A 25,879-nucleotide genomic window follows, 5' to 3' on the forward strand; every position below is an offset into this window, starting at 1 on the left:
CGACTCCACGCCGATGATAGTGCGGATCCCCGTGTGAAAGTAGGTAATCGTCAGGCTCCCCTTTCCAGACGCCCCAACCCCGCCCTCCCAGGCGGGGTTCGTGCGTTTACGCCTACACAATCTGCCCGGTCTACGCAGCCCAATTCCAGCCAGCCAGCACTACCGGCAGTGCCCCCAGTCATTCTGGGCGGCGCATGCGTCTGCAGAACCTCCGATACACCAAGCGCCCCATCCTCACCTCTATGCATTTGGTATTGCCAAATTAATTTGGATTCCAAACGTTGACAGGATTCATCTCGAAAAACAAACTGCTGTGCGAGTCGCTGTTGATCAACAACTGAGGATCGCATGAATCAAAAGCTAGCCATCGCTGTAGTCAGCGGAGCATTCATCGCTCTGGCGCCGTTTAGCCCACAGGCGGCACAGCCTGCCGCATCGGTTGCGTCGAGCGCAACCATCGCGGGAGTCAGTGTGCTTCAGGCAGAAGGCATCGTGCAGGCGGTGGATCGCATCGCGCACACCGTCACCGTGAAGGATGCGGCGAGTGGCCAGGCAACCTTCAACGTCAGCCCGGATTCGACGAAGTTGTCGGAACTCAAAGCAGGGGACAAGGTACGCGTGCGGATGGTTCGGGATGTGGTGATTACGTTGTCACCGCGTGGGGCGTCGAACGCGAATGGCCAGATCGTCGCAAATGCGGACCCGGTGAGTCAGAACAACGTCGCAGCCGAACTCGTCACGATCGATCAGAAGACCGGTGTGCTCGCACTGCGTGGCCCGAAAGGCGCGATGTTCCACATTCAGGCAAACAGCACCGCACAGCTCGCTCATCTGTCACCGGGGATGCATGTCGAAGTCGCCTACGCGCCGACTGCGACTGTGTCCGTTTCAGCGCCGTAGTCATTCAAGGCGGCGATCGAACCCGGTAGCGGGCGATCGCCGCACAGTACACACGCTCTCAAAGGCCTGCGCTTACCAACCTCAACCGCGTAATTTCAGAAGGTGCGCCAAGCCGTTTGGGTGGTCCCCAGTAACCGGTGCCGCGGCTGGTATAGACCCAAAGTCCATTCAGTCTTGCGAGTCCGGCGGTGAACGGCTGCTGCAAGCGGACAAAGAAGTTCCACGGGAAAAACTGTCCGCCGTGCGTATGGCCGGACAACTGCAGTGTGAATCCAGCGTCTGCGGCCGCTTCCGCAGTACGCGGCTGATGCGCAAGCAGCACCTTGATCAGCACATCGCCGGGTGCCCCTCGTAGCGCGGCTGCCGGGTCACTGTGATGGGCGGGATCGTAGTGGCCCGCTGAATAGTCGGTCACACCTGCAATCACCGCTTGCGCGCCGTTGTGTTCCACAACCACATGCTCATTGAGCAGCACGCGCAACCCGAGCCGTTCGAATTCTGCGATCCACGCATCGGCGCCCGAATAGTATTCGTGGTTGCCGGTAACGAGATATGCACCATGTCTCGCACTGAGTCTCGATAACGGTTGCGTATGGGCGGACAGTTGCGCGACCGATCCGTCGACCACATCGCCCGTCACCGCGATCAGATCCGGCTTGAGCCGGTTCACCGCTTCGACGATTGCATCGACATAGTGGCGCTTGATGGTCGGCCCGACGTGGATGTCACTGATCTGTACGATCGTGAAGCCTTCGAGCGCACGCGGCAAGTCGTCAATTGGCACATTGATGGTGACGACCCGCGCGCGACGTCGCGCATTGATGAAGCCGACGGTCGTGGAAATCAGTGCAAGAATCGGGACCGCGGCCGCGCTATTGGGCCGCCATTGCGCGATCGACACCGTGTGCGGCCACAGCGCGTCTATCGTCAACAGCGACGCGAGCACGACGTCGCGTGCAAATGTCAGCACCAGCAGCGATGAAAAAAAGCCCATCGCCATCAGGCCGATCCACGCGAACCGGTCACCGACCGACTGCCGCTCGAAGCGACGTGCCAGCATGCCGGCTGGAATCAGCAGACACGACAGCACGAGCCACAGCACACACAGCCCTCGTCCGGTCGAACCGATCGGCAAATCGGGAATGATCCGGAAACCTACGTACAGGTGAAACAGGACCCCGATCGAGACAAGGCGAACGAAGAAAGAAGATAGGCGCATAAGAGAGATAGCGTGACGCGATGGAGTCGAAAGCGACTGGCATGCTGACGAACAATCGCGTATGCAGGATCGCCGGCCAGTCATTCTACCGGCAGATTTGACGGCGCGTTGGAGGGGGCGTGAGACCGCGCGGGTTCTCTTCAGCGTGGCATCGCAGTGCGTCGCGTGCGCTTGCTGAAGCCTCAGAGTGTTCTTATTAAACGAATATTGAATTAACTATCCGAACTATTCTGAAAGCGGCGGCCCTTATGTCGCAACGTGCGAGAGGTTCAGCAGGTCTCGCACCGTGAGACGGGCCGTCTATCGTCGACAGAGCGTGCGATGGGAGGCGATGATGAAAGCGATCAGGTTGTCGCACCGCGAACATCACATCGGTCGCGAAGCGAATCACGTCATGCTTGCGCTGGTGATGTTGTCGCTCATTGCGGTCGGTGTGTACTGGGGCGTCCGGGGCATCGAGTTTTCGCAACTTGGCAAAGCCGCGTTGTTTTATACGGTGATGGTTTTTGTCACCCTCGGCGTTGCGGGACTATGTGGAGTCGTCGCAGCGTGGCTGCGATCGAATGGCGACGACGTGCAGGAGGGATTTTGTTTTGTCGGCGCGGTGCTTGGCGCAATCATCTTCTATATCGCACTGTTCACGACATGAAGCACTCGGTGTAGCGAAAGCCGGTGCCGCTTTTTCTGACGAAACCGAGCTGCGGGTTTAGCTTAAACATGCGAGCACGGTCCGTGCCGCGGCACAAACTTCCGTTGATCCCGCCGCGGCGCGGACGACGAGTGTCCGAATCTCGCACGCATCCGCGCGCCATCGGCGAACTCGATTCCTGCGCGGGTCCATACTGCACAGCTGCTCGACACTTTCAGCGCTGCGTCTGCAGCTTTCCTGATATGCACGATTTGTTTGACGATTTGCCCACGCCGGATGTCGCGTGGTTTCCCGATTGGCTGTCGCCGGCAAGCGCCGCATCGATGCTGACCCGCATTATCGAAGAAGTCGCGTGGCGGCAGGACACGATGGGTACGCCGGCCGGCCGCGTGCCGCTGCCGCGCCTGACGGCATGGCAGGGCGAGCCTGATGCCGTGTACATCTATTCAGGTATCCGCAACGTCCCCGACGCATGGACTTCAGCGGTCGCTGAGCTCAAGGCTGCGGCGGAAGCGACTTCTGGCGCGCGCTTCAATAGCGTGCTGCTGAACCGCTATCGTAGCGGCGCGGACAGCATGGGCTGGCATGCGGACCACGAACCCGAACTGGGCGATGAGCCGGTGATTGCATCGGTGAGCCTTGGTGCAACACGAACGTTCGACATGCGCCATAACCGCACGGGCGCCGCGCAGTCGTTCCAGCTGAGCAGCGGCAGTCTGCTCGTGATGCGCGGCAGCACTCAGGCGGAGTGGAGGCATCGTGTGCCCAAGGAGCCGCGGGTTCAGGGTGAGCGGATCAATCTGACGTTCAGATACGTCATTCCGCAGGATGCGTCGGTTCTTCGGCAACCGATATAAATTAGAAAAATATAAAATTTATGCGCACAAACCCGTGCGGAATTTTGAGCCGGTTTGGGGCTGTCAGTTTGGGGCAACTTTTGCGACGCAATGAGATTCGCCCTATGCCATTTGGCCATGCTATGATGTAATAACTTTGTGTTTACTTTCCCTTTCGATCCCCGTAGCATTTCCAACCTGAAGGCAACGCCATGAAAACCACAATTCGCAGGATGGGTAACTCGCATGGCGTGCTCATTCCGAAACCTATTTTGGCCCAGCTGGGACTGGAGGACGAGGTGGAAATGCAAATCGAAGGAAACACGCTGGTGCTGCGCCGGCCGCAGAAGAAGGCACGCGAGGGCTGGGCCGAAGCGAGCCAGTCGATCGCGGCAGTTGGGGACGATCGCCTCGTGATGGGTGAGTTTCCGAACGCGGACGACGTGGAGTTCATATGGTAGAGCGCGGCGAGGTCTGGCTAGTTGCGCTGGATCCGACCGTCGGCAGCGAGATTCAGAAAACGCGGCCCTGCGTGGTCGTGTCCCCACCCGAGTTGAACGAATACCTGAACACCGTGATCGTCGCTCCGATGACCACCGGCAGTCGGTCCGCGCCGTTCCGCGTGGGGCTGACGTTTGCCCGCAAACGTGGACTGATTCTGCTCGATCAGATTCGCACCGTCGATAAGGAGCGCCTGGTTAGACGGGTGGGGTCCATTTCGGGGCAGGCGCTAGCGTCGACGCTATCTACCTTGCAGGAAATCTTCGTCGACTAGCGAGGCGGGCGATGCACATCGGGCCGTAGCACGGTGGCATTGCATCGGCGGGTGTTACTTGCCACCGGTATCGAGACGCCGCCTGACAGTCGCAACCAGCCGGTCAAACGCCATTGCGTTAGCGGGAAGGGCGACCGTGTCGGGAAACTGCTCGTGCGCGATGTCGGTCAACACCTGGCCCGGCGGCGCCTCCAGTAATACGCGCGCGCCCATTTCGACCATCACCGTCAGCGCATCGAACCAGCGGACCGTGTGGCACATATTGGTCACGAGGTCGTCGCGAATCGCATCGGCTGTGTGCAAAGGTCGGCCGCCGCGATTGCCGATGTACAGACTCTGGGGCGCGTAAAACGGTATGTCGCGCGCGTAGGCCGCGAGTTCATCGGCTGCCGGCGCAAGCAGTTCGCAATGCGACGGCACGCTGACGGCTAAGCGCGTTGCTTTGCGCGCGCCGGCGGCAAGCGCGGTTCCGATAAACGCGTCAAGCGCATCCGTCGCACCCGCCACGACGATTTGCCGCGGTGCATTGACGTTGCCAACGAACACGCGTGGACGCCCGTCGAGTGCATCCTGTGCGGCGAGTGTTTCGACCTGGTGCTCGGTGAGTCCAGCAATGGCGGCGAGTCCATAGCCGGAAGGGTAGGCGGCTTCCATCAGTTCGGCCCGCTTGCGAACCAACCGGACTGCATCGGCGAACTGGAGCGCTCCGCAACTGACCGCGGCCGGGTAAGCGCCGACCGATAGCCCCGCGCTGACGTCAGGCGCTAACCGTTCCGTGGCCAGCGCACGCGTGATCGCGACCGCCGCGACGACCATACCGATCTGCACGGCGACCGTAGATTCGAGTGCGGCGTGCGTGTCTAGCGTCATCACGTCGAAACCGAGCACGTCGGAAGCTTCACTCAGCGTTGCCGCAGTCGCAGGATGCTCGGGAAGGCGATGAAGAAATCCGTCGGTTTGCGCACCCTGTCCAGGGAAGAGGAAGGCGAGCGTCATCGTTCCGCGCCTGTCACGGCTGTATCGGGGCGAGCCGTCGCACCACTTGACCTATCGGCGGCCTTGACCCACGGATCGTCGACGAGCGACGCCCCATCGGCCGCACGCGCCATCACGTGCGGCTTGCCGGCAGCGAGTTCGGCTAACGCGACGCCGCCGGCCGGCGTTTCGAGTTGCGCATCGACGCGGATTCCGGCGCGCTGCGCGTGCGCAAGCAGTTCGGCGAGCAACCGTTCCACCGCCGTGTGATGCAGCTTGTCGGGTGTACGGATCAGCAGATCGAGATCGCTCGTTGCGGTGGCAGTGGATCTTCCCGTCGCCAGTTCGAAGCCGACACTCCCTGCCGGACCCCAGACGAACTGGGCAAGGCACCCAGGCGCCCGGCGTAGCGCGGCGAGTGCGGAAAACGCGGGAAGCTGCTCACGCCCGGGCAGGGGCGCGTGCGTGAGGAGCGCCTCTGGCGCTAGCGCGAACTCGACGTCCTCGTGTTCTACCCACGTGCCATAACGCTGTGCGCGCTTTGCGCCGCGAATACCGATCGCGACGAAGCCGCTAGCGGCCTGTGCGCGCCGCACGACCGCAAACGGCGCGTACAGAAACGCATCGCGAACCCACACGGGCTCGCCATCGAATTTCGGCAAGCGACTCAGCCGCACCACATCATGCGGCCGCCAGCCTGCCTCACCGCCATCGCGGCCGCCGGCCGCCTTCATCGCAGCAGACGACGTCAACGGCGGCAGCGCGCACATCCGCATTACGCCGCATCCCATTGCTGCGCGAGCCGCCGGCGCACGTCGATCGACGCGGCGCGGGTCTTGCGCGCGGCCTCCGACTCGAGCCGATGCGACAGCCCGCGCGACTTGTCCGCGCGCGCATCGCGCGCCGCGTCGGCGAGCAGGCCGCGTACGCGTGCGATGTCGGGGCCGCCTGGCGTATCGGCGTCGATGCCGTCGATCAGCGTATCGAGCAGGCCGAGCTTCGCGAACGACGCCATCGTGTACGACATCGGCACGATCGTTTCGCCGAGTGCATCAAGCTCTTCGACGGTACGGCGCGTCACGCGCGCGGCGGCTTCCTTGCCCATCGCGTGGACTAGCGTCCCGGGTGCATCGAGCGCGAGAATCCGGTTCGCCTGGTAGCCGTGCGCGAGAAAGGCGCCCGACATCGCGGGACCGACGATCAGCGCGACCACCGGGTGACCGGCGTCGCGCGCCGACGCATATGCGTCGACCGCGGCCGCGCACGCGAGATGGACGCCCAGCATCTCTTCTCGATAGCCATACGCCTGGCTTTTCACATCGACAATCGCGATGATCGGACGCTTCTTTGTGGCGCTCGCATCCTGAGCGATCACGTCGCGCACCGCGCGCGCGAGCAGCCAGCCCTGCTCGAGGCCAACCACGTTGTCGGTTGCGCGTGGAAAGCGGCTGCCGGGGGCCGGCACGACCGCGATGAAGCGCGCGGTCTCGTCGCCGAGCGGCGCGTCTGCGCTCCAGACCGGCGCTTTCGTGGTCGGCTCGCCGGCGAATGCGCGGAACCAGCGTGCACCGCGTGTCAGTTGAGTATCGGTCACGGTCACTCCTTGCGCGCCGAATTTGACGCATTGGCTGGCGCGTCGGCATGAAACACCGTGCGCATCGTTTCGGGGGTTACGCTTTGCGGGTCGATTGCGGCGAGTCGTGCGAGGTAGGGGTCGACCTGAGCGCTGCGATGCGCGGCGGGGAGTCCGCGCGCAAACGCCTGAACGACGGCGGCGCGCACCGCCTGCGTGTCGTCTTCGACGAGGCTGTCCGCCAGCCCCGTCGCCGCGCGCTGCGCCCCGCCGATCAGTTGCCAGATGCGGCGGCGGTCGCTCGAGTCGAGTTCGTCGATGCCCGCTTCCTGTTCAATCACTTCGGGCCCGTTCATGCCGAGCCGTCCCTGCTTCGTGACGACCAGGTGTGAGCACAGCGCAGCGGAGAGCGACATGCCGCCGAAGCAGCCGACCATGCCGCTGATCACGCCGACCACCGGCACGTACCGGCGCAGGGCGACGATTGCCGCCTGCATCTCGGCGATCACCGCGAGTCCGAGGTTCGCTTCCTGCAGTCGCACGCCGCCGGTTTCGAACAGCACAACCGGGCGCACCGGGCGGCCGTTTTCGCAATCGCGCAACGCGAGCTCGAGCGCCGCGGCGATCTTGCTGCCCGACACCTCGCCGATGCTACCGCCCTGAAACGCCGGTTCAATCGCGGCCACCACCGCGGGCTCGCCGTCGATCGTGCCGCGTGCAATGACGACGCCGTCGTCGGCCTGGCAGACGATGCCTTGCAGCGGCAACCACGGCGATTCGATCCGGTCGAACGGGCCGAGCAACTCGCGAAACGTGCCGGGGTCGAGCAGGGCGCGGGCACGCTCGCGCGCCGGCAATTCGATAAAGCTGTCCGCCAGAACCGGCGCAGCCTGAACCGCGACGGTGCTCATGCCTGATCTCCCGGTGTGTGGGTGTCGATCGCCTCGATGGCTTCCGCGAGGCGCAATGCCACCACACCCGGCGTTGCGCCGAAATCGTTGATCTCGATGTGCGCCGCGCCGTCGTAGCGCTGGAAGAAGCGGTCGAGCACGCTTTTCCAGATATGGCCATAGCCATCCACACTGGTGCGCACATCGACGGTCGCTGTCATCGACGCGGCGGGCGACAGCAGCACCTCGAGGTCGCCGGAGCCGACCACGCCGACATGTGTGCGATTCGTGAAGGCGCGTTGCGCCGGATACTCGAACGTCAGGTGTTCCATGGTGTGGTACTCCCGGTGAAGTCTTGACGTGACAGTTTGTCGAGGAAGAGTGTCGCGGCGAGCAGATCGGCCGCGCCACCCGGAGAGGCGTTCAGCGCGACGAGCGCGCGATCGAGCGCCGCAAGTTCGGCGCGGCCCGCGTGAGTCGAACAGCCGCCTGCCGCGAGCACGCGGCGTGCGCCTTGCTGGCCGGCTTGCAATCCTGCGAGGCCTGCGCGGTGTAGCAAGCACGTGTCGTCGAGCGATGCCATGATGGCGAGCAGCGCATCGACGCGCGCCGCGTCTTCGCCGACGCCACGTGCGCGCGCCTGTACGAGCGCCGGCAGGCCGATATCGAGCGCATGCGGAAAGCCCTGCTGTGCTTCGACGCGTGCGCCGCCAACCTGGTAGCGCTGGCGCACACGCTCGCCGTTGCTGTCGGCGGGCGCGGCAAGGCGATCGGGGAAGCACGCGATTTGCGCGCCAAGCTCACAGACCGTTGCCGCTTCGGCGAGCGCGCGATACCGCGCCGTTGAGGCCGCGCTCGCAACCGAAGAGACCGAAGAGACCCAGGCAGAAGAAATCGCAGACGCAGCGCAGGCGGTAACCGAAGCCGTGCCCGACGCACTCGACGTTCCAGTCGCGCCACGCGCCGCGCCGCCAATCGCCGCTCCGGCAATCATCAAGCCGACGATCCAGATCGCACCGCGATGCGCATTGCTGCCGCCGGTCGCGCGCATCATTGCCTGTTCACCGTCGCGGCCGATTGCCGCGAGCTCGGCGCGCAACGTCGCCGACGGTGTGCGTTGTCGCGACGCGCGCGCGAGCGCGGCGAAGGTCGGTTCGAGTGCGCGCGCGGAGCGCCGCATGGTCGGCAGATCGAGGTCGCGGTGTGCGCCGCTGCCACGCCCATCGACGAGCGCAGGCTTAGGCGTCAGCTCCGCCTCCTCGATCAGTGCGTCAACCGCAAACCGTGCCAGTTGCGCGTCGGACAGCGGCTGCTGCCGTGCCAAACGTTGCATGCGGCACCTGTTACGCGTACCCGCTGTAGCGCTGATGTCGCGCAGCGCCTCCACCGCCGCCCGCCTGCGCGCGGATGTCACTCGGCCATCATCGAGATCGACGCATTCGAGCGCGTCATCATCGGCCGCCGTGCTGCGGCGCTTTGCGCACGGACCAGAAACCGTGGCGATCGCCATCGCGTCACCAGCTTCTAAAGCGTGCCGGCGGCGCGTACAACCCGCCTGACCACGTGACCAGATCGTCAATACTGCGCGCAGCGAGCAGCGATCGTTTTGCGTCGCTGCGCCGGATGCCGAGATCTTCCGGATACGCGACGATTCCTCGGCGGCGCAGTTCCGCGGTTTTCTCAGGCTTCGCGCGCAAGCCGATCGGCGTGACACCGGCGACCGCGGCGAGCGTCGCGCGCCGTTCGTCGATGCCCTCGGCCTTATGCAGATAGGCAATGCCTTCTTCGGTGACCACGTGGCTGACGTCGTCGCCGTAAATCATCACGGGTGCAATCGGCATGCCGCTCTTGTTGCCGACGGCAATCGCGTCGAGTTCGTCGACAAAGGTCGGCTCGCCGCCTTTTTTGTAGGTCTCGGCGGTCTGCACGACGAGCTTCTGTCCGCGCGCGACCGGTCCGTCGCCCTTGAGCAGCTTTAACCACGCTTCACTCGCATGGCGCCGGCCACGCGGATCGTGACCCATGTTCGGCGCACCGCCGAAGCCGGCCAGACGCCCACGCGTCACGGTCGACGAATTTGCATCGGCGTCGAGTTGCAGCGTCGAGCCGATAAACAGGTCGACGCCATACTGGCCCGCGAGCTGGCACAGCACGCGGTTCGAGCGTAGCGAGCCGTCGCTGCCCGTGAAGAACACGTCGGGCCGCGCCTCGATATACGCTTCCATGCCAACTTCGCTGCCGAAGCAGTGCACGCTGTCGACCCAGCCGGATTCGATCGCCGGAATCAGCGTTGGGTGCGGGTTGAGCGTCCAGTTGCGGCAGATCTTGCCGCGCAGGCCCAGTGATTCGCCATACGTCGGCAGCAGCAGCTCGATCGCGGCGGTGTCGAAACCGATGCCGTGGTTCAGCGATGTCACGCCGTACTGCTCGTAGATGCCGCGAATCACCATCATTGCGGTAAGCACCTGCAGATCGCCGATATGACGCGGGTCGCGCGTGAAGAGCGGCTCGACCGCGAACGGCTGGTCCGCTTCGACCACTACGTCCACCCAGGACGCGGGAATGTCGACACGCGGCAACTGGTCGACGATTTCGTTGACCTGCACGATCACAATGCCGTGTCGGAACGCAGCGGCCTCCGCGATCGTCGGCGTGTCTTCGGTATTCGCGCCGGTGTACAGATTGCCGTGCCGATCCGCCTGCTCGGCGCACAGCAGCGCGACTTGCGGCGTCAGGTCGACGAACATCCGCGCGTACAGCTCGACATACGTATGGATGGAGCCGACTTCGAGCTGACCGTCCTCGAGCAATTGCGCGACGCGCAAGCTCTGCGGTCCTGCAAACGCGAAATCGACCTTATGGGCGATGCGCTTTTCGAAAAGCGTCAGATGCTCCGGCCGGCTGATGCTCGAGATCAGCAGATGCACGTCGTGCACTTCGGCCGGATCGACCTTCGCGAACGAGCGCGACAGGAAGTCCGCCTGCTTCTGATTGTCGCCTTCGAGCGCAACCCGATCGCCTGGACGGATCAGGACCTGCAAGGCGTCGACGATGCGCGATGCGGGCAGCACACCGTCTTTGAACCAGGGGGTGACCCGCGCGAGACGGCGGGCCTTTTCATCCCTACGCGTGGTCCATGAACGCGCGGGAGCCGCGTTCGCACTAGCCGTCGGAGTCAGACGGTTGGGTTCGGGTCGCTGGTTCATCGTCAGGGGTACTCCCGGGGAGTCGGGTTGAAAGGCGCGCGCGTTTCGCCCGCGGCTTGCGCGACGAAGCCGGTTCGGCGGTGGTCTGCGCGTGTTCAGTCAGAAAACGATAAATCAATTCCCCGGTTCCTATCAGATGAGCCGCCACAAGCGTTTGTGCAGCGGCCACATCGCGGCGCAGCACAGCGTCGAGCAGCGCCTCGTGCTCGTGATCCGATTCGCCCTTGTACTCGGGGAAGTCGAACTTGAGCCGCAGATAGCGTTCGCCACGGCGGTGCAGGTTGGCGATCATCTCGCAAAGCTGCGGCCGCCCGGCGGGCGCATAAAGACTCATATGAAAGGCCTGGTTGCGCGCGACATAGAGCGACGGATCGGGTTCACGCTCCGCAGCTTCACACAGCGTCGCCACGTCGCGCAGCGATTCCGCGGTGTGCCGCGGGATAGCCAGGCCAAGCGCGAGACTTTCGAGCGCCGAACGGATTTCATAGATTTCGCGCGCTTCATCAGCCGATAGCGGCGCGACGGTCGCGCCCTTATGCACTTCGACTTTCGCCCAGCCCTCGCTTTCCAGCTGCCGCAATGCCTCGCGGACCGGAATCGCACTCACCGAAAAATGACGCGCGATCGCGTCTTGCCGCAGCGGAGCGCCCGGTGCGAGCGTGCCGTCGACGATCGCCGCGCGCAGCGCGGCCGCGATGGTCCGCGACGCACTCGATCGCGGCGTGCTGGCCGTGGGCAGGAAAGGCGCGGCGGGCGCACTATCCAGGGGAAAACCATCGGTTGTGCTGTCCATGATGGAATATATTATATATAAAAATCTGCGTTTTCCAGCCGGAAAAACCCGACCGGCGGAGAAAACCCTAGGGGTCTGGCGCGCGTGCTGCATCTTCATATCAGCTTGCGCATTACAACCGCAGTACTGGAGGAGCATGCATGATGGATTCAATCACCGACGCCAACCGCGCGCGCGTGGCGCGTCCGGCCAAAACGCCGCTGAATCGCTCGCAGATCGCGGGCTTCTGGGGCGCGTGGGCCGGCTGGACGCTGGACGGGATGGACTCGTTCATCTACGCACTGGTTTTGACGCCGGCGCTGACCGAATTGTTGCCGCGCTCAGGCTATGAGGCGACCCCTGCCAACGTGGGCCTCGCCGGCTCGATCCTGTTTGCGCTGTTTCTGGTGGGTTGGGGGCTGTCGTTCATCTGGGGGCCGCTTGCGGACCGCTTCGGCCGCACGAAGGTGCTGGCCGCGACGATCTTCACGTTCGCGATCTTCACCGGGCTGTCGGCGACCGCGCATAACGTGTGGCAACTCGCCGTCTATCGCTTTATCGCGGGTGTCGGCATCGGCGGCGAATGGGCGCTGGCCGGCACCTACGTCGCCGAGGCGTGGCCGGAGGACCGCCGCAAGATGGGCGCGGGTTATCTGCAAACCGGTTACTACGCGGGCTTCTTCCTTGCCGCCGCGCTGAACTTGACGATTGGCGTGCATTTCGGCTGGCGCGCGATGTTCCTGACCGGCGCGGTGCCGGTCGTGATCGCGATCATGATCCTCACGCGTGTGAAGGAATCCGAAAAGTGGCAGAAAGCCGAGTCGAAGGCGGTGCGCACTAAGCCGCTGCGCGAGATTTTCGGGCCGACGTACCGGCGCCGCACGTGGGTGGCCTGCGCGCTGCTGACGATCGCGATCATCGGCTTGTGGGCGGGCGCGGTGTACGAACCGTCGGCGGTGATCCAGCTGGCGACGCGCGCCGGCATGGGCAAGGCGGACGCGATCAGAATGGCGTCGCTGGCGACGGGTCTACTGTCGATCGGCACCATTCTCGGCTGCCTCGTGTTGCCGCCGATGGCGGAACGCATTGGCCGCAAGATGACGCTCGCCGTGTATTTCGCGGGGATGGCCGTGTCGATCGCGCTGAGCTTCGGCTGGGCGTTCTATCTGCCGAACGGCCTTGCGCCGTTTATCGCGATTCTGTTTGTGCTCGGCTTCTTCGGCGGCAACTTCGCGCTCTTCAGCCTGTGGCTGCCCGAGCAGTTCGAAACGCGCGTGCGGGCCACGGCGTTCGCGTTCTGTACATCGTTCGGCCGCTTTGTCGGGGCCGGCGTGAACTTCCTGCTCGGCGCGGCGGTACTCAACATGCATACGCTGGGTATTCCTGTCGCATTGACCGCGATCGCATTCGTGGTCGGTCTCTTCATCATTCCGATGGCGCCGGAGACCAAAGGGGAAGTGCTGCCGCAGTAAAACCCCCCGTCGCGTTTGCGTTGCTGCATGCGGCGTGACGCCAACCTGGTGGGCCAGCATCTTGCTGCGAACGCGCGTGGCGATCCGCCACGCGCGTTCGTACGCATCACACACCGATTCTCGCAGGACCCTGCGTCATGCGTAGCGCGTTTGTCACAGGCATGCATTCCCGCACCGCATGGGGACATGGCCAACCAGTCTTTCCTGATTGCAGGTTCTTCGAGCAGAATGAATCGTGCGCGACCGCGTCGGCGCTGCGCCGAACGCGCACGCGGCTGGTTGCCGACGCGCACGGTGGAACCCGTGTGCGCAGCAACCCCATCAGGAGGTGCAGCATGAACCGACGCATTCTTTCCGCTGTGCTGCTCGCGAGCACGTCCGTGTTGGCGAGCCAGGCATTGTATGCGCAGCTTAACCTCAAGCAGTTCGGTATCGGCGGTGGCAATTCGTCCGGCGATGCGGCAACTGGCGCCACGTCCGCCGGCGGCGTCTCGCAGTTGCTGCAAAACTACGTCGGCGCCAACCAGCAGGTGTTAGCCGGCCAATCGAGCCTCGCGTCGGCAATGGGGCTGTCGAGCGCCGCCGGGCAGGCGCAGCAGGCCGCCGGTTTGCTGGGCGGCGGCACGCCAACGGTGAGCCAGTTAACGCAGGTCGGCAGCACACAGCAGTCGCTTTCGCAAACGCTCACGCAGGCGTTCGCGAGCCGCAGCGGCTCGGCATCGTCGGGGCCGCTCGACAAGGCGGCGTTCTCGAGCGGTCTGGAATCGCTCGGCAAAGGCGTGAGCCAATATTCGAGTCTGCAATCGAGCCTTGGCAGCGTCGGCCAGATGAACCCGACGTCGTTGTTGCAGTCCGGTCTCAATCCGCAGACCGCGCAGGCTGCGTCATATATCGCGCAGTCCGCGCCGGGGCAGTTGCAGTCGCTCGCGTCGACGCTTTCGCAAGCCGTGCAGTTCGCGTCGAGCCACGGGATCAGCGTGCCATCGATCGCAACGTCGGCGCTCAAGGGACTCTAACGATCGCGCAGCGGGTGGCGCGGGTCCGGGCGCGTCTGTCACGCACACGCATGAGCCGGCATGAAGCGGGTGACGCTGTGCGATGACGACGCGTGCGCATGCGACGCAATGATTGCTAACGGATAGCGAATGCCGCTTGCCGAGCGCGGCATCGGCATGGCATCGTCATGCACCGCAAGGAGGGTGCGATGTCCCGTTCATTCGATCTCGACCGCTATTTCGCGCGCATTGGCTATGACGGTCCGCGCGCGGCCACGCTCGATGTATTACGCGATCTGCAGCGCCTGCAGCCGCTTGCGATTCCATTCGAAAACCTGAATCCGTTGACCGGCGCTCGCGTGTCGCTGGCGCTGCCCGAACTCGTCGACAAGCTGATCGAGCGCCGGCGCGGCGGCTACTGCTTCGAACTGAACACGCTGCTGGCGCACGCGCTGATCTCACTCGGCTTTACGGTGACGCTGCTGCTGGCGCGCGTGTTATGGCGCCGCGATCCGCATGCCGTTACCGCGCGCTCGCATACCGTGCTGCGTATCGATATCGACGGCGAGCCGTGGATTGCCGACGCCGGCTTTGGCGCAATCACGTTGACCGCGCCGCTGCGGCTTGTCGCGGGCATCGCCCAGCCGACGACGCTCGAGCCGTTTCGTCTTGCCGATGCCGTGCAACAGGCCGTCGATGTCGAAGTGAAGCTGGGCGACGCCTGGATGAAGCTTTACCGTTTCGAGCCGCAGCGCGTCGAATGGATCGACTATGAAGTGGCGAACTGGTACACGTCGACTCATCCGGAATCGTTCTTCACGGGCAACCTGGTCGTGTGCCGTGTTGTGCCCACGGGCCGGCTAACGCTTTTCAACGACAGGCTGACCGAGCGTTCGAAAGAGGGCCGCGCGACAGAGCGGCGCATCGGCAGCGCACGCGAACTCGACGCGTGTTTGCGCGATGCGTTCGGCATCGACGTCGGCGACATCGACGTCGAGGCGGTTTTCCAACGCGTCGAAGGACGTGCACCGACGGGGCTCACACCATGATCGCGCGGCTCGTGATTCACACGATCGTCTGGCTCGCGATTATGGGCGCGGTGCTGTTCGCGGCGGCCGGCACATTCGCATGGCCAGCCGCCTGGCTGTTTCTGCTGGAAGTCGGTGTGCTCGGCATCTGGGCCGGCGTATGGCTTGCGCGCTACGATCCGGCCTTGCTTGCCGAGCGCCTGAGCCTGTTTGTGCAGCCGGCGCAAAGCCGCTGGGACAAGTTCTTCATGAGCGGCGCGGGTATCAGCTGGCTCGGCTGGTTCGTGTTGATCGCCATCGATGCGGGGCGCTTGCATCGTGCGGCGATGCCGCTGTGGCTGAGCGTGTGCGGCGCGCTTGCCATCTTTGTGTGCATCGTCGCGACACGCGAGGTGTTCCGTGCGAATCGCTATGCGGCGCCGGTGGTCAAGATCCAGACCGAGCGTGGCCACACGGTCAGCGATACCGGACCGTACGCCTACGTGCGTCATCCGATGTACGCCGCGGCGATCCTGTTTCTCGCCGGTACGCCGTTGATGCTCGGCTCGTGGTGGGCGCTCGCCTGTGTGCCGTTGCTGGTGGCGGGGCTCGGCTACCGGGCGGTGCTCGAGGAACGTACGCTGATGACGGGCCTCGAAGGCTATGCCGACTATGCGGCGCGGGTCCGCTACCGGTTTGTGCCGCACATCTGGTAACGCGCCCGCGAACGCGCATTGAGGGGCGCGTTACGGATGGGTCATCCCGCACGACGCGAAAATTGAAACGGCCTGATTTCGTGGATAATGCTGCCCCAAATGCGCGATCAGGGCCCGCCGCCAACCGGCGGCGCGGTCCGGTCGAACGTCGCGGCCGCGCTGTCGGCCGTCCGGCTTATCCGCCGGATTGACGACAGACAGGCGCATATCACCCACGAGGTCGACGAGGCAATGAATACAAACGGTCAAGCCGCAACCGTCTGCGCGCGTGCGGCGCACGAGAACCCACTGCTGGCGAAGACGATGCCGGCCTACGAGCAAATCAAGCGCTACGTGGTCGCGCGCATTGCGGAGGGCATCTGGAAACCCGGTGCGCTGATTCCATCCGAAACGGAGCTGGTGAAAGAATTTGGCGTCGCGCGGATGACGGTGTCGCGCGCGCTGCGCGAGCTGACCAACGAACGTGTGCTGGCTCGCGTGCAGGGTTCGGGCACCTATGTGGCGCCGCAACGCTATGAGTCGACGGTGCTCGAAGTCCGCAATATCGCCGACGAGATCGCGGCGCGCGGCCATCGCCACTCCGCCCATGTGCTGGTGATCGAGGCAAGCAGCGCGCCGTCCGCGCTCGACGCGCTGGGGCTGTCGGCGGGCCCGGTGTTCCACTCGCGCATCGTGCATTGCGAAGAGGGCGAGCCAATCCAGTACGAAGACCGTTTCGTGAACCCAAGCGTCTTTCCCGGCTATCTGGAGCAGGACTTCACGCTCGAAACGCCGAATCATTACATGATGCGCGTCGCGCCGATCCAGCGCGCCGAGTTTCAGATTCACGCGCAAAAACCCGATCCGTACGTGCGCCGCCATCTGCAGATGGAGATGGGCGAGCCGTGCCTGATGCTATGGCGCCGTACCTGGGTGGGCGCCGCGGTCGCGACGTCGGTGCAGCTTTGGCATCGGGCGTCGCGTCTTCATCTCGGCGGGGTGCTCTGAAGCGGCGCATCCGTGCATCAGCCCGTGGTGCGCTCAATGTGCATTCAAATGCCTCGCGATGGTCGGATATACGTCAACGGACGCGTTCTTGCCAAAGATGCAGTCGATGTGCCCGTAACCATCGATCAGATGCCGCTCGTAGTTGTCGGGACCGAACCGTTCGACCAGCATGTCATACGTCATTTCAGTACTGACCGGCAAATAGCAGCGGTTTTCGGCGCCGTGAATAAACGCGATCGGCAGCTTCATGCCGTCGAGATTGCGTAGATAGACATCGTCGCCTTGCGCATCGACGATATGTCCTTCGCGCACGATCTGCGCGAGTTGAATGAAGAGCTCGACGTCATGAATGCCGAATAGCTCTTGCAGATTCGCATGCAGCGGCTCGTTCAACTGCGCATGTTCGTAGACGAGCCCATACAGGAACGTCGCGCGGTGGCAGATCGCGTTGTTGCATTCTTCGTCGTCTTCGGTCGGGAAAAAGCGCAGCGCGTCGTCGAGCAGGTTGTGCGGCCACTCTTCGTGCCGTGTGTACGCGGTCAGATCGTCGACGCCGAGGAACTTTAGAATCTGCGGCGTATGCAGGCCCGCCTTGACCCGCTGCAGCAAGCCAGGCACCAGATGCGCGGAAACCTGCGACAGCACGACCGAGCGCACGTCACGAAGGCCCGACAGCAGCGCCATCGTCGTCGCGACTGCGCCCAGGCAGTGCGCGACCACCTGGATGTCTTTCGCGCCGGTTAGCTCGCGCACTTTGGCGACGGCTGCGGGAATGTCGTAGCGCGCGATCGCATCGGCCGTCGTCGGCTCAGTCGCGCTCGGCAGTTCGATACTCACGCGTAGATCGACCAGCCACACATCGTAGCCCGCCGCGCACAGGAATTCGACGAGGTTCGTATCGATCAGATCCGTCGAGAAAATGCGGCTCGACACGCCGGAGCCGTGCACGAGCAATACCGGGCCCTTCGTGCCGGCGTGATAGCGCGTCAGACGCAAGGTCTTGTCGTCCGGCTTGGGCGTATTGAAGTAGGTGACCTGCGGCGCGGGCGTGCGCAACGCGCGGCGCACACGCGGTGTCGCATCCGGATCGGCGAACTGCAGCGGCGCGGCGACCCCTCCGTACTCGGTGAACAGCACACCGGCGAAAAACTCGCCGAATTTCTTCGTCCATTTCAGGCGTGTTTCCAGATCGGGCGCGTTGGTCACCTCGATCGTGCGCTGCTGCCTCAGGAAATTTTCCGGCGTGATGATCAGTGTCGCGTTGCCGAGGAGCGGCGCATCCGGTGCTTCGGACGCACGCACTTCGGCGTATAGCGTGTTGGTCTGTGCCCACAGATCGAGTAGCGACGATCGCGTAATGATCTTCTGCCCGAACAGAAAAAGCGTCTTCCCGTCGGTGGCGTTGAGCGTCATCCGGTAGTTCATGTTGCGGCGCTCGACGTGCGCCGGATCGACGACGAACAGATTGAAGCGGCCGTTCGAGATCTGCAGCGGTTCCGGCGAGAGCGCCGCACACGTGAGCGTACCGATCATGCTCGCCGTGTGCTGCGAATTCGCGAGCATGTCCTCGAGGTCGTTCGATTCGACGGTCAGTGTGAAGCTCATCGGCGCGCCTTGGTCCGCAGTTGCGCCGCTCGGCACGTAAGTGCCTTTCATCGTTTCGGTAAATCGCAGGCCGATTTTGGGTTGCGGCGGCGGCGCGGCGTGGCCGGCTGCGCCGTAATCGATCTCCCAACCCCGTGCGTTCGCGAGCTGCGCGCAGTTGCGTTCGGCGAGCGCGGAAATCGTCAGCAACGGATTGACGCCGAGCGAGATCGGCATGACCGCGCCATCCATCACATAGAGGCCCGGATGCACCGTGTTGCCGGTGATGCCGGAAAACACGCGCCCCGCCTCGTCGACCACGCCATGCTCCGCGTCGTCGGCCATCGCACAGCCGCCGAGCGGATGCACGGTGACGGTGCGGTTGCGAAACATATCGGCCGAGATCGGATTGCGCACGTACTCGCCGCCGATCGCGCTGGTTGCCGCTTCGAGCGTGTGCTCGACGATATCGTAGATGGGCTGTTTGCCGGCATTGGGCCATGCGACGCGCGGCCGTCCACCGTCGTCGACCGTGATGCGGCCGCTTTCGTCGTCGTGCGACATCACGAGGAAGGTTTGCGTATTGCGCATCGCACCGTAGTGCGGGCCGCGCAGCATGCTTTCGGCGATGCGTGCATCATCGGCAAGCGGTGCTTCGCCTTGCGGGTCGGGCATCGCCACCCCTTCGACCGGGGCGGCGGCGCCGAGCACGGCAGCCATGAATCCGCCGATCGGCGCCGCGATCGAGCCTTCCTCGATCACGAAGCCGTCACGCACATCCGGCGTATTGCGATGATCGATGATCCCGGTGATGGTCGGGCCGACGCGCGGAAGGTCGCTGCGCCATTGCGCGCCCCAGCCGACGCCGTTGATGTCGTGGTCCGTGTTGAATGCGAACGCGAGCACGTCGCCGTTGCCGGTGAAACGGTGGCCCAGTTGCGTCGACACCGGCAAGCCCGCTTCGTTCGAGCGCAACAGGATCGCCGTGGAGCCGAGCGTACCCGCCGACAGAATCACGATATCCGCGGTAATCGCCATCTCGGGCGCGCCATACAGGTCCCGGCCGAGCGCGACCGGCTGATAGCGGACCCGCCATTTCTGCTGCGCTTCATCGCGCACCACCGAATGCACGGCGACACCCGTGAAGATCTGCGCGCCATGCGCGACTGCATCGGGCAGATAGTTCATATGCGTCGAGTTCTTCGCGTCGAAGTTGCAGCCCGAATTGCAATCGCCGCAGCCGACGCAACGGTGTTGATCGACGCCGGCGGCATTCTTGCCGTCCTTGAACGTGACGGTGATGGGCGGCCGGTAGAAGCGGTCTTCCATGCCAAGTTTTTGCGCGGACAACTCGAGCGCGGCGAGTTTCGGCAGCGGCTTCGCATGCGCGGTGTCTGTAGTGACGTCCGCGTTAGAGTTCGCGTTGAAGTCCGCATTGAAGTCCGCATTGAAGTCATCAGGCAGCTTCGACGGCTGCAACATCGCGGTTGCGAGCGCGTAACCTTTGTCGCGGCCGGTCTTGTCGGCACGAATCGCAGCCGGCCAGTGCGGATCGTCCCAGAGCCGGTCGTCGGGCGGAAGCGCGACGTTTGCATTGATCAGCGACGTGCCGCCCAGGCCGCAGCCGACTACGACGTTCACATCGGGGTTCACATGCACCTCGACCAATGCGAGCGGCGAGCCTTCCTGACCGATGCCGGTGTTGTACTGCACTTGGGTAAGACCTTCGACAGATGTCCTCGGATATTCGCCGGCCATGAATTCGCGGCCGCGCTCGAGCACGCACACGTCGCGCCCGGCGCGCGCCATACGGCTCGCGGCGATCGCGCCACCGTAGCCGGACCCGACGACCACCACCTCATAGTGCGGCTTCATCGCCTCAATGGCGCTGGATAAGCGGTTCATACGACCACCTTTTTCGAATGTGCAGGGCGGGGGACCCTGACGATAAGGACGACTGGCGCTCGCAGCCTAACCATCCTGGACTGCGTTGACGAAAAAGCAAAGAAATTCGTGTGATGCAAAGGAGGTCGGCGCGCGCATGGTGCGAGCCACAGCGCGCGCATGCCGTCGCCGTGGCCGGCGGCATCAGCCTCCATTGAGTGGCGTCAGGCCGGTGACAGGTAGGGTGGCGGCTTCTTACGCGGCCGCTTCAAATGCTTCGCCTTCGACGCTCGATTCGACCGCGAGCAGGTTCAGCGCGACGAGCATCGCGGCTCGGTTCTCGATCTGGATGTCAATGCCGAGCACGTCGGTCAGCCAGCGACCGATCTTCGTGTTGGAAAAATCGGCGGCGTCGGCCGTTTTCTTCATCGTGACGCCGAGCTTTACGGCGCGATAGTGATACGACGGCACGTGGTGGCGCGCGGCGACCGCCGACAGTCCGCCCTTGCATTCGGAGCACCAGCCGAGCGTGCCGGCGAGCACGATGCGCTCCGGTTCGTCGAGACTGGCGATAAACGCGCGGGCGGCCTCCCGGACCCGCTGCTCGTCGAGGCCGTGCTGCAGCAGCACGCTTTCGACGGGATCGTCGAGGGCATGCGCGCGCAGATCGATTTCCTGCGCCATGCCTTCACTTTCCATCGACACGTTGCGCTGATGGCTTGCGCTGCGCAGACAGTCGATCAGATAGCGACGGAAGTAGGCGCAGATCGCGTAGCCGTTGGACGGCGCGCTCTCGGGGCAAGCGTGCGACTCCATGTGGCCGGGCGCGAGGCGAAGCACCTTTGTATAGATGAACTGGTGCACGAGTTCTTCCTTGTCTTCGCCCAGCGCGTGCAGTTCGAGCGGGTGGTAGCCGCGCAGCGCACGCTTCACGAGGTCGTACATCGACGCCATTTCGTGGTCCGATAACTGGGTGCGGCGGCGCCACAGATCGGGAAGGATCGCATCGTCGAGCGACCGTGCGAATTCATGACTCGGTACCGCACCCATGGAAGCCTCCGTCGTATGAAGGGCAAGGAGCGCGGTGGGGGGCGAGGTTCCGCCGGGGGGCGCCTGGTGACCAGGCGATGAAACAGGTCTTCGCGTGCTTCGGAAGACCGCATGCCGCGCTGCAATTGGTATGCAGTATGGTTTTTGTGCGGCGCGCCGCCTATATGGATTAAGTGATAGCTGAAGGGTAAACCGTTGGGTAAACCGTCGGGCTATCGACTCTTACGTTTGCCCCCGCGGGCTTGAGGGGCCGTGCGCTCGCACGCCTACATGCGGCCGGTTCGCAGCCCTTACGTCGTTCTGACCCCTTCGCGTACAAACAAATGGAGTGTCCTTACTCAAAAAGAGAATCGGACTACATACATTTGTATTGAGTATCGATAGCATGGGAAAGGTTATTGAGATAATGGTTAAAAGGCGTGATTTTCTCGCAAAAAGTAGCGTATCTGTATTAAGTTTTGGAGCCGTCTGCGCAGTGGCTCAACAAGCTCCTTTAAATCCTGTTTTACCTGATCCGGTAAAACATGGCTATTTGATCACCAATGGACCTCGTGCGAGAAAAAAGAAAGATAATCTGTGGAAATTTACTATTCGAATTATTAATATTGACGATGCGGAACACGATATTTCTGCATTCTTGCAGTTCGCCACCGACCGGAATTTCAGTCAGATAGTGGATCAGTTACCGATCGGTCTTAAAAAAGATCGGTCATTTATCGCCAATACGATTTATCGATCTAAACTGGTAAATTTAAAATTATTTTTTCGATATGTGATTTTTAGTGATAGTCGAAATATTATGCCTCAAGGTGGCATTGTCGGTTCTATTTCACCATGGGAACTGGAATCGGGAGTGGAGTAAATGACAAAACAGGAATTTGTGGTCCAGATTTTGGAGCAAGGCTCCAACACAATGGGCAGTTATATTGCGATACAGTCGATTCTTTCGGGTAAAAATGAAACGCTTAATCTTATGGTCGATTCGTCCGTGCTGCTAGCGACGATATCGTCTGTAACGCCGATCTTGCAGCCGTTTCGGGTTGTCACCAATTTGACAACGGCAACGACGGTGGCCGTGAAAATAGTTGCGGACTGGACAGATCCTCGTCGTCGCGTGCAAACAGGCGATGTACTGACGCTGATCAGCTCACTCGGAACGGTCACCTTGAATCTTCTTGCGTGGGCTGAAATAGGTGCCGGTGTAGCTGCAGGCGTATCCGGATTGGTTTTATCTGCAGATCTGGTTAATGAATTCACACCCTATATGAACAGTTTGATTATGTATGGTCAGGGGTTTCTTCCAAAATATCTCTCGATGGATCCACCTATCGCCACTGAGACGTCGAATCTATATTGGGCTCGTATAGGTAGGGACGCACAACTTGCTACCTATGATGAAATTATGTCATCAATTGACAACGAATTTATGTGTCTGGAAGACTCTATGAAAAACGGTTGGGCGCTGTTACCGCGTGGGTCTTGCATACCGGGGAGTATCACTCCCGTTGATGAAGCAATGTATCGAACAAATTACTGTAATCGTAGACTCGAGGTAGAACAATGGAGCGACGTGGTGAGTGGCATGTACTATTGTACGCAATATGAGCGATGATCCAATGCCACGGACCGCATACCTTGCATTCGCTGGCTTTTTTTTGGCGCTCGTGTGCGCCTCTCCGGTTGAATATAGCCGCCTCATCGATTCTGACTGTCGATTGATTGAGAGGGTAACTCTTGTCTGCGCGTGGCTTTTCACTCCATGTGCGCTATGGCTTATAGTCCGGCGAAATTTCTGGTCTGGTCGAATACTCGCGGTGGTGACCGCTCTGAGCATGGTGTTTTTACGTACCAATGCTGAATGGCTGCGCGAACAAGGGATTGGTTCAGCGCTACTGTTTTCTTCCGCAACTGTGCTTCGATTTATCTCGTTGCTATTGCTGACCTCAGCAAAGCGTCGCGGCTGGTTCATTTTGCCTCAATCAGCGTTCGAGTCGAAAACGGCAGGCAAGGTGAAGCCCCCGATGCCGGTTTTGCAGGCGGCGATCGGCATTCTGCTTGGTGCAGGCATGATGCTGTCGGCTGACGAGAGGCACTCGCTGAATGTGCGACTGGTCGGCGCTGGTTTGATGACCGTTGCGTTCGTGCTGTTGGGTGTTTTTGTAAAGCGATACCGTCAGCGCTGATGCTGCTGGGTCTTCAGTCCCGGTCGTCCTTTCTCGTTTTTCGAGCATGTACCTTGCCATACGCAGGCAGGTAGGCGTTCGCGAAGCACAAATAAAGGCACATAGAGAATGTGGCGGCGGTAAACTTCCAGGCGAAAGTAGGCCAACCCCACGCCGCTCCGCAAGACAGGCAAGGTGCTGTCCAATAGCCGATCAGGGTCGCCGCAAGCCAAGCGGGCGAGTTTTCCTTGAAGCGCCGAGCTCTGCGATTGCCCCCCGATTGACGCGCGCCCGAGAGCGCCACCGCTGCCGACACAAAGGAGACCCCACGATGCGGGCTGATCCGATCCAGCGTGCCATCGACGAAGACCTCGTGCGTGTGCTGTACGCGCAAGACCCGATCGCCTTTTTCTCGCACTGGTTTTCGATCGCGATGCTGGTTGCGGTGTATTGGGTCGACATGCCGTACCCACAGCGCTTTGCCGCCTGTTTCATCTTCTACGCGCTCGCGAACTGCGCGGGCCTCGTGCTGTGGATGTGCCATCGCCGCTGGCCCGACGCGCTGCAACCGCGCGCGTGGATCTATCTGCACGCGGTGCGCAACGCCTTGCTCTACGCGGCGCCGGGTCTCGCCATCTGGTTCGCGTTTCAAAGTCCCCATACCAACCTCCCGTTGCTGCATACAGTGCTGATCGTCACGCTCGCCGCGGGCGTATTCATGTCGAACGGCTTCGACGTCGTCAATTTCACGACGTCGATCGCATTCCTGTTGCTGCCCGCCATCGTGCTGCACTTCGACGTGCATACGTTCGACCGGACCATTCTTGCGATCGTCCTCGCGTTCTTCTTCGGTGCGATCAACGTGTATGCGCTGAGCTATCGCAAGCTGTTCCAGCGTGTCGTGCAGGCCCGCATCGACCAGCAGACGCTGGCCGAATCGCTTGCGGTGCAAAAGCTCGTCGCCGAAGAGGCAAGCCTCGCGAAGACGCGCTTCTTCGCGGCCGCCAGCCACGATTTGCGCCAGCCGCTGCATGCGATCGGGCTGCTCGCCGCGTCGCTGAACGACCCGGCGGCGACGCACACGCAGCACGCGAAGACCGCCGATCACATCGTCAACAACGTCGAAGCGCTCAATCAGCTGTTCAACCAGGTGCTGGACCTCGCGCGGCTCGAGAGCGGCGTCACGCAGGTGATCAAGCTGCATTTCCGGCTGTCCGAACTGTTCGATCGGGTCGGTAATCAATACTGGCCACAGGCTGCCGCGAAGGGTCTCGCGCTGCGCATCGCGCCCACCCTGGCCGTCGTGCACGGCGATCCGGTGCTGCTCGAGCGGATCCTGAGCAATCTGCTGTCGAACGCGGTGCGCTACACCGAAAGCGGCGCGATCTGGATGGGTTTTCGTCGCTCGGGCCGCTCCGCGGGCGGCTATATCGAGGTGCGCGATTCCGGGATCGGCATCCCACCCGACGAGCAGGAGCGCATCTTCGAAGAGTTCTACCAGGTGGCTAACCCGCAGCGCGACGCCCGTCAGGGGCACGGCCTTGGCTTGCCGACCGTCAAGCGATTGGTCGAACTGCTCGGCGGCGAACTGCATTTGCGTTCGGTGCCGGGGCGCGGCTCGGTGTTCCGCTTTGCCGTCGATACGGGCGATCCGGCGCGGATCGTCGCGGGACTCAACGAGACCGCGAGCGGCGGACCGTCTGCGCCCGGCCGCCGCGTGCTGTGCATCGACGACGAGCCCGCCATTCTCGAAGGGCTGTCGAGTCTGCTCGGGCGCTGGGGTTGCATCGTGAGCGGTGTGCACGACGAGGGTCAGGCGCTGCGTGCGCTCGACGAAGGATTCATGCCTGACGCGGTGCTGTGCGATTACCAGCTCGCCAACCATCGGACCGGCGCGCAAGCGCTGGCTGCCATGCGCGACGCGCTGCGCCGGCGCGGCCGTGAACAGGCGGTGATGCTGCTGATTACCGGTGATATGGCGTCGGCCGAGTTGCAGGCGCTCGCGTCGCAGGGTATTCCCGTGCTGCACAAGCCGGTGACGGCGGCGCGGCTGCGTCGCACGCTCGAGATGCTATGGCAGCAAGCGGATCGGTCGCCGTTGCTCGAATCGACCCAGCCCGAGCGGGAGCCGCAGGCGACACCCCAGGTGATGATCGGCGGCCACGCGCAAGGCGCTGGCTAGGCCTTGATGTGCAACCCTGCTGGGCACGCACGCGAGACGTACGTC

25 protein-coding genes are annotated in these 25,879 nt (G+C 62.8%); 14 read left to right on the top strand and 11 right to left on the bottom strand.

Features of this window, described 5'->3' with window-relative positions:
* The first annotated feature begins 348 nt into the window (after positions 1–348).
* Complete coding sequence (locus HV796_RS07320) at positions 349–900, top strand: hypothetical protein (protein WP_175225810.1); 552 nt, start codon at positions 349–351, stop codon at positions 898–900.
* A gap of 58 nt (positions 901–958) precedes the next feature.
* On the opposite strand, the gene HV796_RS07325 is transcribed toward HV796_RS07320, so the two are convergent.
* A complete protein-coding gene (locus HV796_RS07325; RefSeq protein ID WP_175225811.1) occupies positions 959–2,119 on the bottom strand; it encodes a metallophosphoesterase in 1,161 nt (386 codons plus the stop codon).
* Positions 2,120–2,450: 331 nt separating this feature from the next.
* On the opposite strand from HV796_RS07325, the gene HV796_RS07330 reads away from it, so the two are divergent.
* The 4 genes from HV796_RS07330 to HV796_RS07345 all read left to right on the top strand — a co-directional run bounded on the left by HV796_RS07330 (position 2,451) and on the right by HV796_RS07345 (position 4,379).
* Positions 2,451–2,768 carry a hypothetical protein gene (locus HV796_RS07330; protein ID WP_377692043.1) on the top strand — a complete coding sequence of 106 codons (318 nt, stop codon included), beginning with the start codon at positions 2,451–2,453 and terminating at the stop codon, positions 2,766–2,768.
* 242 nt (positions 2,769–3,010) lie between these two features.
* A complete protein-coding gene (locus tag HV796_RS07335) occupies positions 3,011–3,625 on the top strand; it encodes an alpha-ketoglutarate-dependent dioxygenase AlkB family protein (RefSeq protein WP_175225813.1) in 615 nt (204 codons plus the stop codon).
* A 191-nt stretch (positions 3,626–3,816) separates the two neighbouring features.
* Positions 3,817–4,065 (top strand): AbrB/MazE/SpoVT family DNA-binding domain-containing protein, encoded by a 249-nt coding sequence (locus HV796_RS07340; RefSeq protein WP_175225814.1) that lies wholly within the window; start codon positions 3,817–3,819, stop codon positions 4,063–4,065.
* Positions 4,059–4,379: a type II toxin-antitoxin system PemK/MazF family toxin gene (locus tag HV796_RS07345; RefSeq protein WP_175225815.1), complete on the top strand. Its 321-nt coding sequence runs from the start codon at positions 4,059–4,061 to the stop codon at positions 4,377–4,379. The genes HV796_RS07340 and HV796_RS07345 overlap by 7 nt, the downstream gene beginning before the upstream one ends.
* A 54-nt stretch (positions 4,380–4,433) precedes the next feature.
* Here the strand turns inward: HV796_RS07345 and mdcH are convergent, their stop codons facing one another.
* The 8 genes from mdcH to HV796_RS07385 form a co-directional block, all read right to left on the bottom strand.
* The gene (mdcH, locus tag HV796_RS07350) at positions 4,434–5,375 is read right to left on the bottom strand and encodes a malonate decarboxylase subunit epsilon (protein ID WP_175225816.1); all 942 of its coding nucleotides are present in this window, start codon (positions 5,373–5,375) and stop codon (positions 4,434–4,436) included.
* On the bottom strand, positions 5,372–6,130 hold the full coding sequence (locus HV796_RS07355) for a malonate decarboxylase holo-ACP synthase (RefSeq protein ID WP_175225817.1): 759 nt from the start codon (positions 6,128–6,130) through the stop codon (positions 5,372–5,374). The genes mdcH and HV796_RS07355 overlap by 4 nt, the downstream gene beginning before the upstream one ends.
* Complete coding sequence (gene mdcE / locus HV796_RS07360; RefSeq protein ID WP_175225818.1) at positions 6,130–6,948, bottom strand: biotin-independent malonate decarboxylase subunit gamma; 819 nt, start codon at positions 6,946–6,948, stop codon at positions 6,130–6,132. Before mdcE ends, HV796_RS07355 begins: the two co-directional genes overlap by 1 nt.
* A 2-nt stretch (positions 6,949–6,950) precedes the next feature.
* The gene (locus tag HV796_RS07365; protein WP_175225819.1) at positions 6,951–7,838 is read right to left on the bottom strand and encodes a biotin-independent malonate decarboxylase subunit beta; all 888 of its coding nucleotides are present in this window, start codon (positions 7,836–7,838) and stop codon (positions 6,951–6,953) included.
* On the bottom strand, positions 7,835–8,149 hold the full coding sequence (locus HV796_RS07370; RefSeq protein WP_175225820.1) for a malonate decarboxylase subunit delta: 315 nt from the start codon (positions 8,147–8,149) through the stop codon (positions 7,835–7,837). The genes HV796_RS07365 and HV796_RS07370 overlap by 4 nt, the downstream gene beginning before the upstream one ends.
* A complete protein-coding gene (locus HV796_RS07375; RefSeq protein WP_175225821.1) occupies positions 8,137–9,150 on the bottom strand; it encodes a triphosphoribosyl-dephospho-CoA synthase in 1,014 nt (337 codons plus the stop codon). The genes HV796_RS07370 and HV796_RS07375 overlap by 13 nt, the downstream gene beginning before the upstream one ends.
* Positions 9,151–9,331: 181 nt before the next feature.
* On the bottom strand, positions 9,332–11,023 hold the full coding sequence (gene mdcA / locus HV796_RS07380) for a malonate decarboxylase subunit alpha (protein ID WP_175225822.1): 1,692 nt from the start codon (positions 11,021–11,023) through the stop codon (positions 9,332–9,334).
* Positions 10,980–11,816 (bottom strand): GntR family transcriptional regulator, encoded by an 837-nt coding sequence (locus tag HV796_RS07385; protein WP_175226014.1) that lies wholly within the window; start codon positions 11,814–11,816, stop codon positions 10,980–10,982. The genes mdcA and HV796_RS07385 overlap by 44 nt, the downstream gene beginning before the upstream one ends.
* A gap of 143 nt (positions 11,817–11,959) precedes the next feature.
* Between HV796_RS07385 and HV796_RS07390 the strand changes: the two genes are divergently transcribed.
* The 5 genes from HV796_RS07390 to hutC all read left to right on the top strand — a co-directional run bounded on the left by HV796_RS07390 (position 11,960) and on the right by hutC (position 16,972).
* The gene (locus HV796_RS07390; RefSeq protein ID WP_175226015.1) at positions 11,960–13,267 is read left to right on the top strand and encodes an MFS transporter; all 1,308 of its coding nucleotides are present in this window, start codon (positions 11,960–11,962) and stop codon (positions 13,265–13,267) included.
* 335 nt (positions 13,268–13,602) lie between these two features.
* Positions 13,603–14,283 (top strand): hypothetical protein, encoded by a 681-nt coding sequence (locus HV796_RS07395; protein WP_175225823.1) that lies wholly within the window; start codon positions 13,603–13,605, stop codon positions 14,281–14,283.
* A gap of 188 nt (positions 14,284–14,471) precedes the next feature.
* On the top strand, positions 14,472–15,311 hold the full coding sequence (locus tag HV796_RS07400; RefSeq protein ID WP_175225824.1) for an arylamine N-acetyltransferase family protein: 840 nt from the start codon (positions 14,472–14,474) through the stop codon (positions 15,309–15,311).
* A complete protein-coding gene (locus HV796_RS07405; protein ID WP_175225825.1) occupies positions 15,308–15,985 on the top strand; it encodes a methyltransferase family protein in 678 nt (225 codons plus the stop codon). The genes HV796_RS07400 and HV796_RS07405 overlap by 4 nt, the downstream gene beginning before the upstream one ends.
* A 303-nt stretch (positions 15,986–16,288) precedes the next feature.
* Positions 16,289–16,972: a histidine utilization transcriptional repressor HutC gene (gene hutC / locus HV796_RS07410; protein ID WP_175226016.1), complete on the top strand. Its 684-nt coding sequence runs from the start codon at positions 16,289–16,291 to the stop codon at positions 16,970–16,972.
* Positions 16,973–17,005: 33 nt separating this feature from the next.
* Here hutC and HV796_RS07415 read toward each other — a convergent pair whose 3' ends face one another.
* Positions 17,006–20,461, bottom strand: a complete 3,456-nt coding sequence (locus HV796_RS07415) for an alpha/beta fold hydrolase (RefSeq protein ID WP_175225826.1) — start codon at positions 20,459–20,461, stop codon at positions 17,006–17,008.
* A gap of 234 nt (positions 20,462–20,695) precedes the next feature.
* Complete coding sequence (locus tag HV796_RS07420; RefSeq protein WP_175225827.1) at positions 20,696–21,490, bottom strand: hypothetical protein; 795 nt, start codon at positions 21,488–21,490, stop codon at positions 20,696–20,698.
* Between the two features lie 385 nt (positions 21,491–21,875).
* On the opposite strand from HV796_RS07420, the gene HV796_RS07425 reads away from it, so the two are divergent.
* From HV796_RS07425 to HV796_RS07440, 4 genes are all read left to right on the top strand, one after another.
* Positions 21,876–22,352 (top strand): hypothetical protein, encoded by a 477-nt coding sequence (locus HV796_RS07425; RefSeq protein ID WP_175225828.1) that lies wholly within the window; start codon positions 21,876–21,878, stop codon positions 22,350–22,352.
* Positions 22,353–23,102: a hypothetical protein gene (locus HV796_RS07430; RefSeq protein WP_175225829.1), complete on the top strand. Its 750-nt coding sequence runs from the start codon at positions 22,353–22,355 to the stop codon at positions 23,100–23,102. It abuts the gene before it with no gap.
* A gap of 202 nt (positions 23,103–23,304) precedes the next feature.
* Positions 23,305–23,673: a hypothetical protein gene (locus HV796_RS07435; RefSeq protein WP_175225830.1), complete on the top strand. Its 369-nt coding sequence runs from the start codon at positions 23,305–23,307 to the stop codon at positions 23,671–23,673.
* A 310-nt stretch (positions 23,674–23,983) separates the two neighbouring features.
* On the top strand, positions 23,984–25,834 hold the full coding sequence (locus HV796_RS07440) for an ATP-binding response regulator (RefSeq protein ID WP_175225831.1): 1,851 nt from the start codon (positions 23,984–23,986) through the stop codon (positions 25,832–25,834).
* Positions 25,835–25,879 lie beyond the last annotated feature (45 nt).

The sequence above is a fragment of the Paraburkholderia humisilvae genome, from assembly GCF_902859855.1.
Taxonomy (GTDB): domain Bacteria; phylum Pseudomonadota; class Gammaproteobacteria; order Burkholderiales; family Burkholderiaceae; genus Paraburkholderia; species Paraburkholderia humisilvae.

Excerpts from the sequence above, each read along its gene's own strand:
- HV796_RS07320 (WP_175225810.1), top strand. The coding sequence starts at position 349 with ATGAATCAAAAGCTAGCCATCGCTGTAGTCAGCGGAGCATTCATCGCT.
- HV796_RS07325 (WP_175225811.1), bottom strand. The coding sequence starts at position 2,119 with ATGCGCCTATCTTCTTTCTTCGTTCGCCTTGTCTCGATCGGGGTCCTG.
- HV796_RS07330 (WP_377692043.1), top strand. The coding sequence starts at position 2,451 with ATGATGAAAGCGATCAGGTTGTCGCACCGCGAACATCACATCGGTCGC.
- HV796_RS07335 (WP_175225813.1), top strand. The coding sequence starts at position 3,011 with ATGCACGATTTGTTTGACGATTTGCCCACGCCGGATGTCGCGTGGTTT.
- HV796_RS07340 (WP_175225814.1), top strand. The coding sequence starts at position 3,817 with ATGAAAACCACAATTCGCAGGATGGGTAACTCGCATGGCGTGCTCATT.
- HV796_RS07345 (WP_175225815.1), top strand. The coding sequence starts at position 4,059 with ATGGTAGAGCGCGGCGAGGTCTGGCTAGTTGCGCTGGATCCGACCGTC.
- mdcH (WP_175225816.1), bottom strand. The coding sequence starts at position 5,375 with ATGACGCTCGCCTTCCTCTTCCCTGGACAGGGTGCGCAAACCGACGGA.
- HV796_RS07355 (WP_175225817.1), bottom strand. The coding sequence starts at position 6,130 with ATGCGGATGTGCGCGCTGCCGCCGTTGACGTCGTCTGCTGCGATGAAG.
- HV796_RS07365 (WP_175225819.1), bottom strand. The coding sequence starts at position 7,838 with ATGAGCACCGTCGCGGTTCAGGCTGCGCCGGTTCTGGCGGACAGCTTT.
- HV796_RS07370 (WP_175225820.1), bottom strand. The coding sequence starts at position 8,149 with ATGGAACACCTGACGTTCGAGTATCCGGCGCAACGCGCCTTCACGAAT.
- HV796_RS07375 (WP_175225821.1), bottom strand. The coding sequence starts at position 9,150 with ATGCAACGTTTGGCACGGCAGCAGCCGCTGTCCGACGCGCAACTGGCA.
- mdcA (WP_175225822.1), bottom strand. The coding sequence starts at position 11,023 with ATGAACCAGCGACCCGAACCCAACCGTCTGACTCCGACGGCTAGTGCG.
- HV796_RS07385 (WP_175226014.1), bottom strand. The coding sequence starts at position 11,816 with ATGGACAGCACAACCGATGGTTTTCCCCTGGATAGTGCGCCCGCCGCG.
- HV796_RS07390 (WP_175226015.1), top strand. The coding sequence starts at position 11,960 with ATGGATTCAATCACCGACGCCAACCGCGCGCGCGTGGCGCGTCCGGCC.
- HV796_RS07395 (WP_175225823.1), top strand. The coding sequence starts at position 13,603 with ATGAACCGACGCATTCTTTCCGCTGTGCTGCTCGCGAGCACGTCCGTG.
- HV796_RS07400 (WP_175225824.1), top strand. The coding sequence starts at position 14,472 with ATGTCCCGTTCATTCGATCTCGACCGCTATTTCGCGCGCATTGGCTAT.
- HV796_RS07405 (WP_175225825.1), top strand. The coding sequence starts at position 15,308 with ATGATCGCGCGGCTCGTGATTCACACGATCGTCTGGCTCGCGATTATG.
- hutC (WP_175226016.1), top strand. The coding sequence starts at position 16,289 with ATGCCGGCCTACGAGCAAATCAAGCGCTACGTGGTCGCGCGCATTGCG.
- HV796_RS07415 (WP_175225826.1), bottom strand. The coding sequence starts at position 20,461 with ATGAACCGCTTATCCAGCGCCATTGAGGCGATGAAGCCGCACTATGAG.
- HV796_RS07420 (WP_175225827.1), bottom strand. The coding sequence starts at position 21,490 with ATGGGTGCGGTACCGAGTCATGAATTCGCACGGTCGCTCGACGATGCG.
- HV796_RS07425 (WP_175225828.1), top strand. The coding sequence starts at position 21,876 with ATGGGAAAGGTTATTGAGATAATGGTTAAAAGGCGTGATTTTCTCGCA.
- HV796_RS07430 (WP_175225829.1), top strand. The coding sequence starts at position 22,353 with ATGACAAAACAGGAATTTGTGGTCCAGATTTTGGAGCAAGGCTCCAAC.
- HV796_RS07440 (WP_175225831.1), top strand. The coding sequence starts at position 23,984 with ATGCGGGCTGATCCGATCCAGCGTGCCATCGACGAAGACCTCGTGCGT.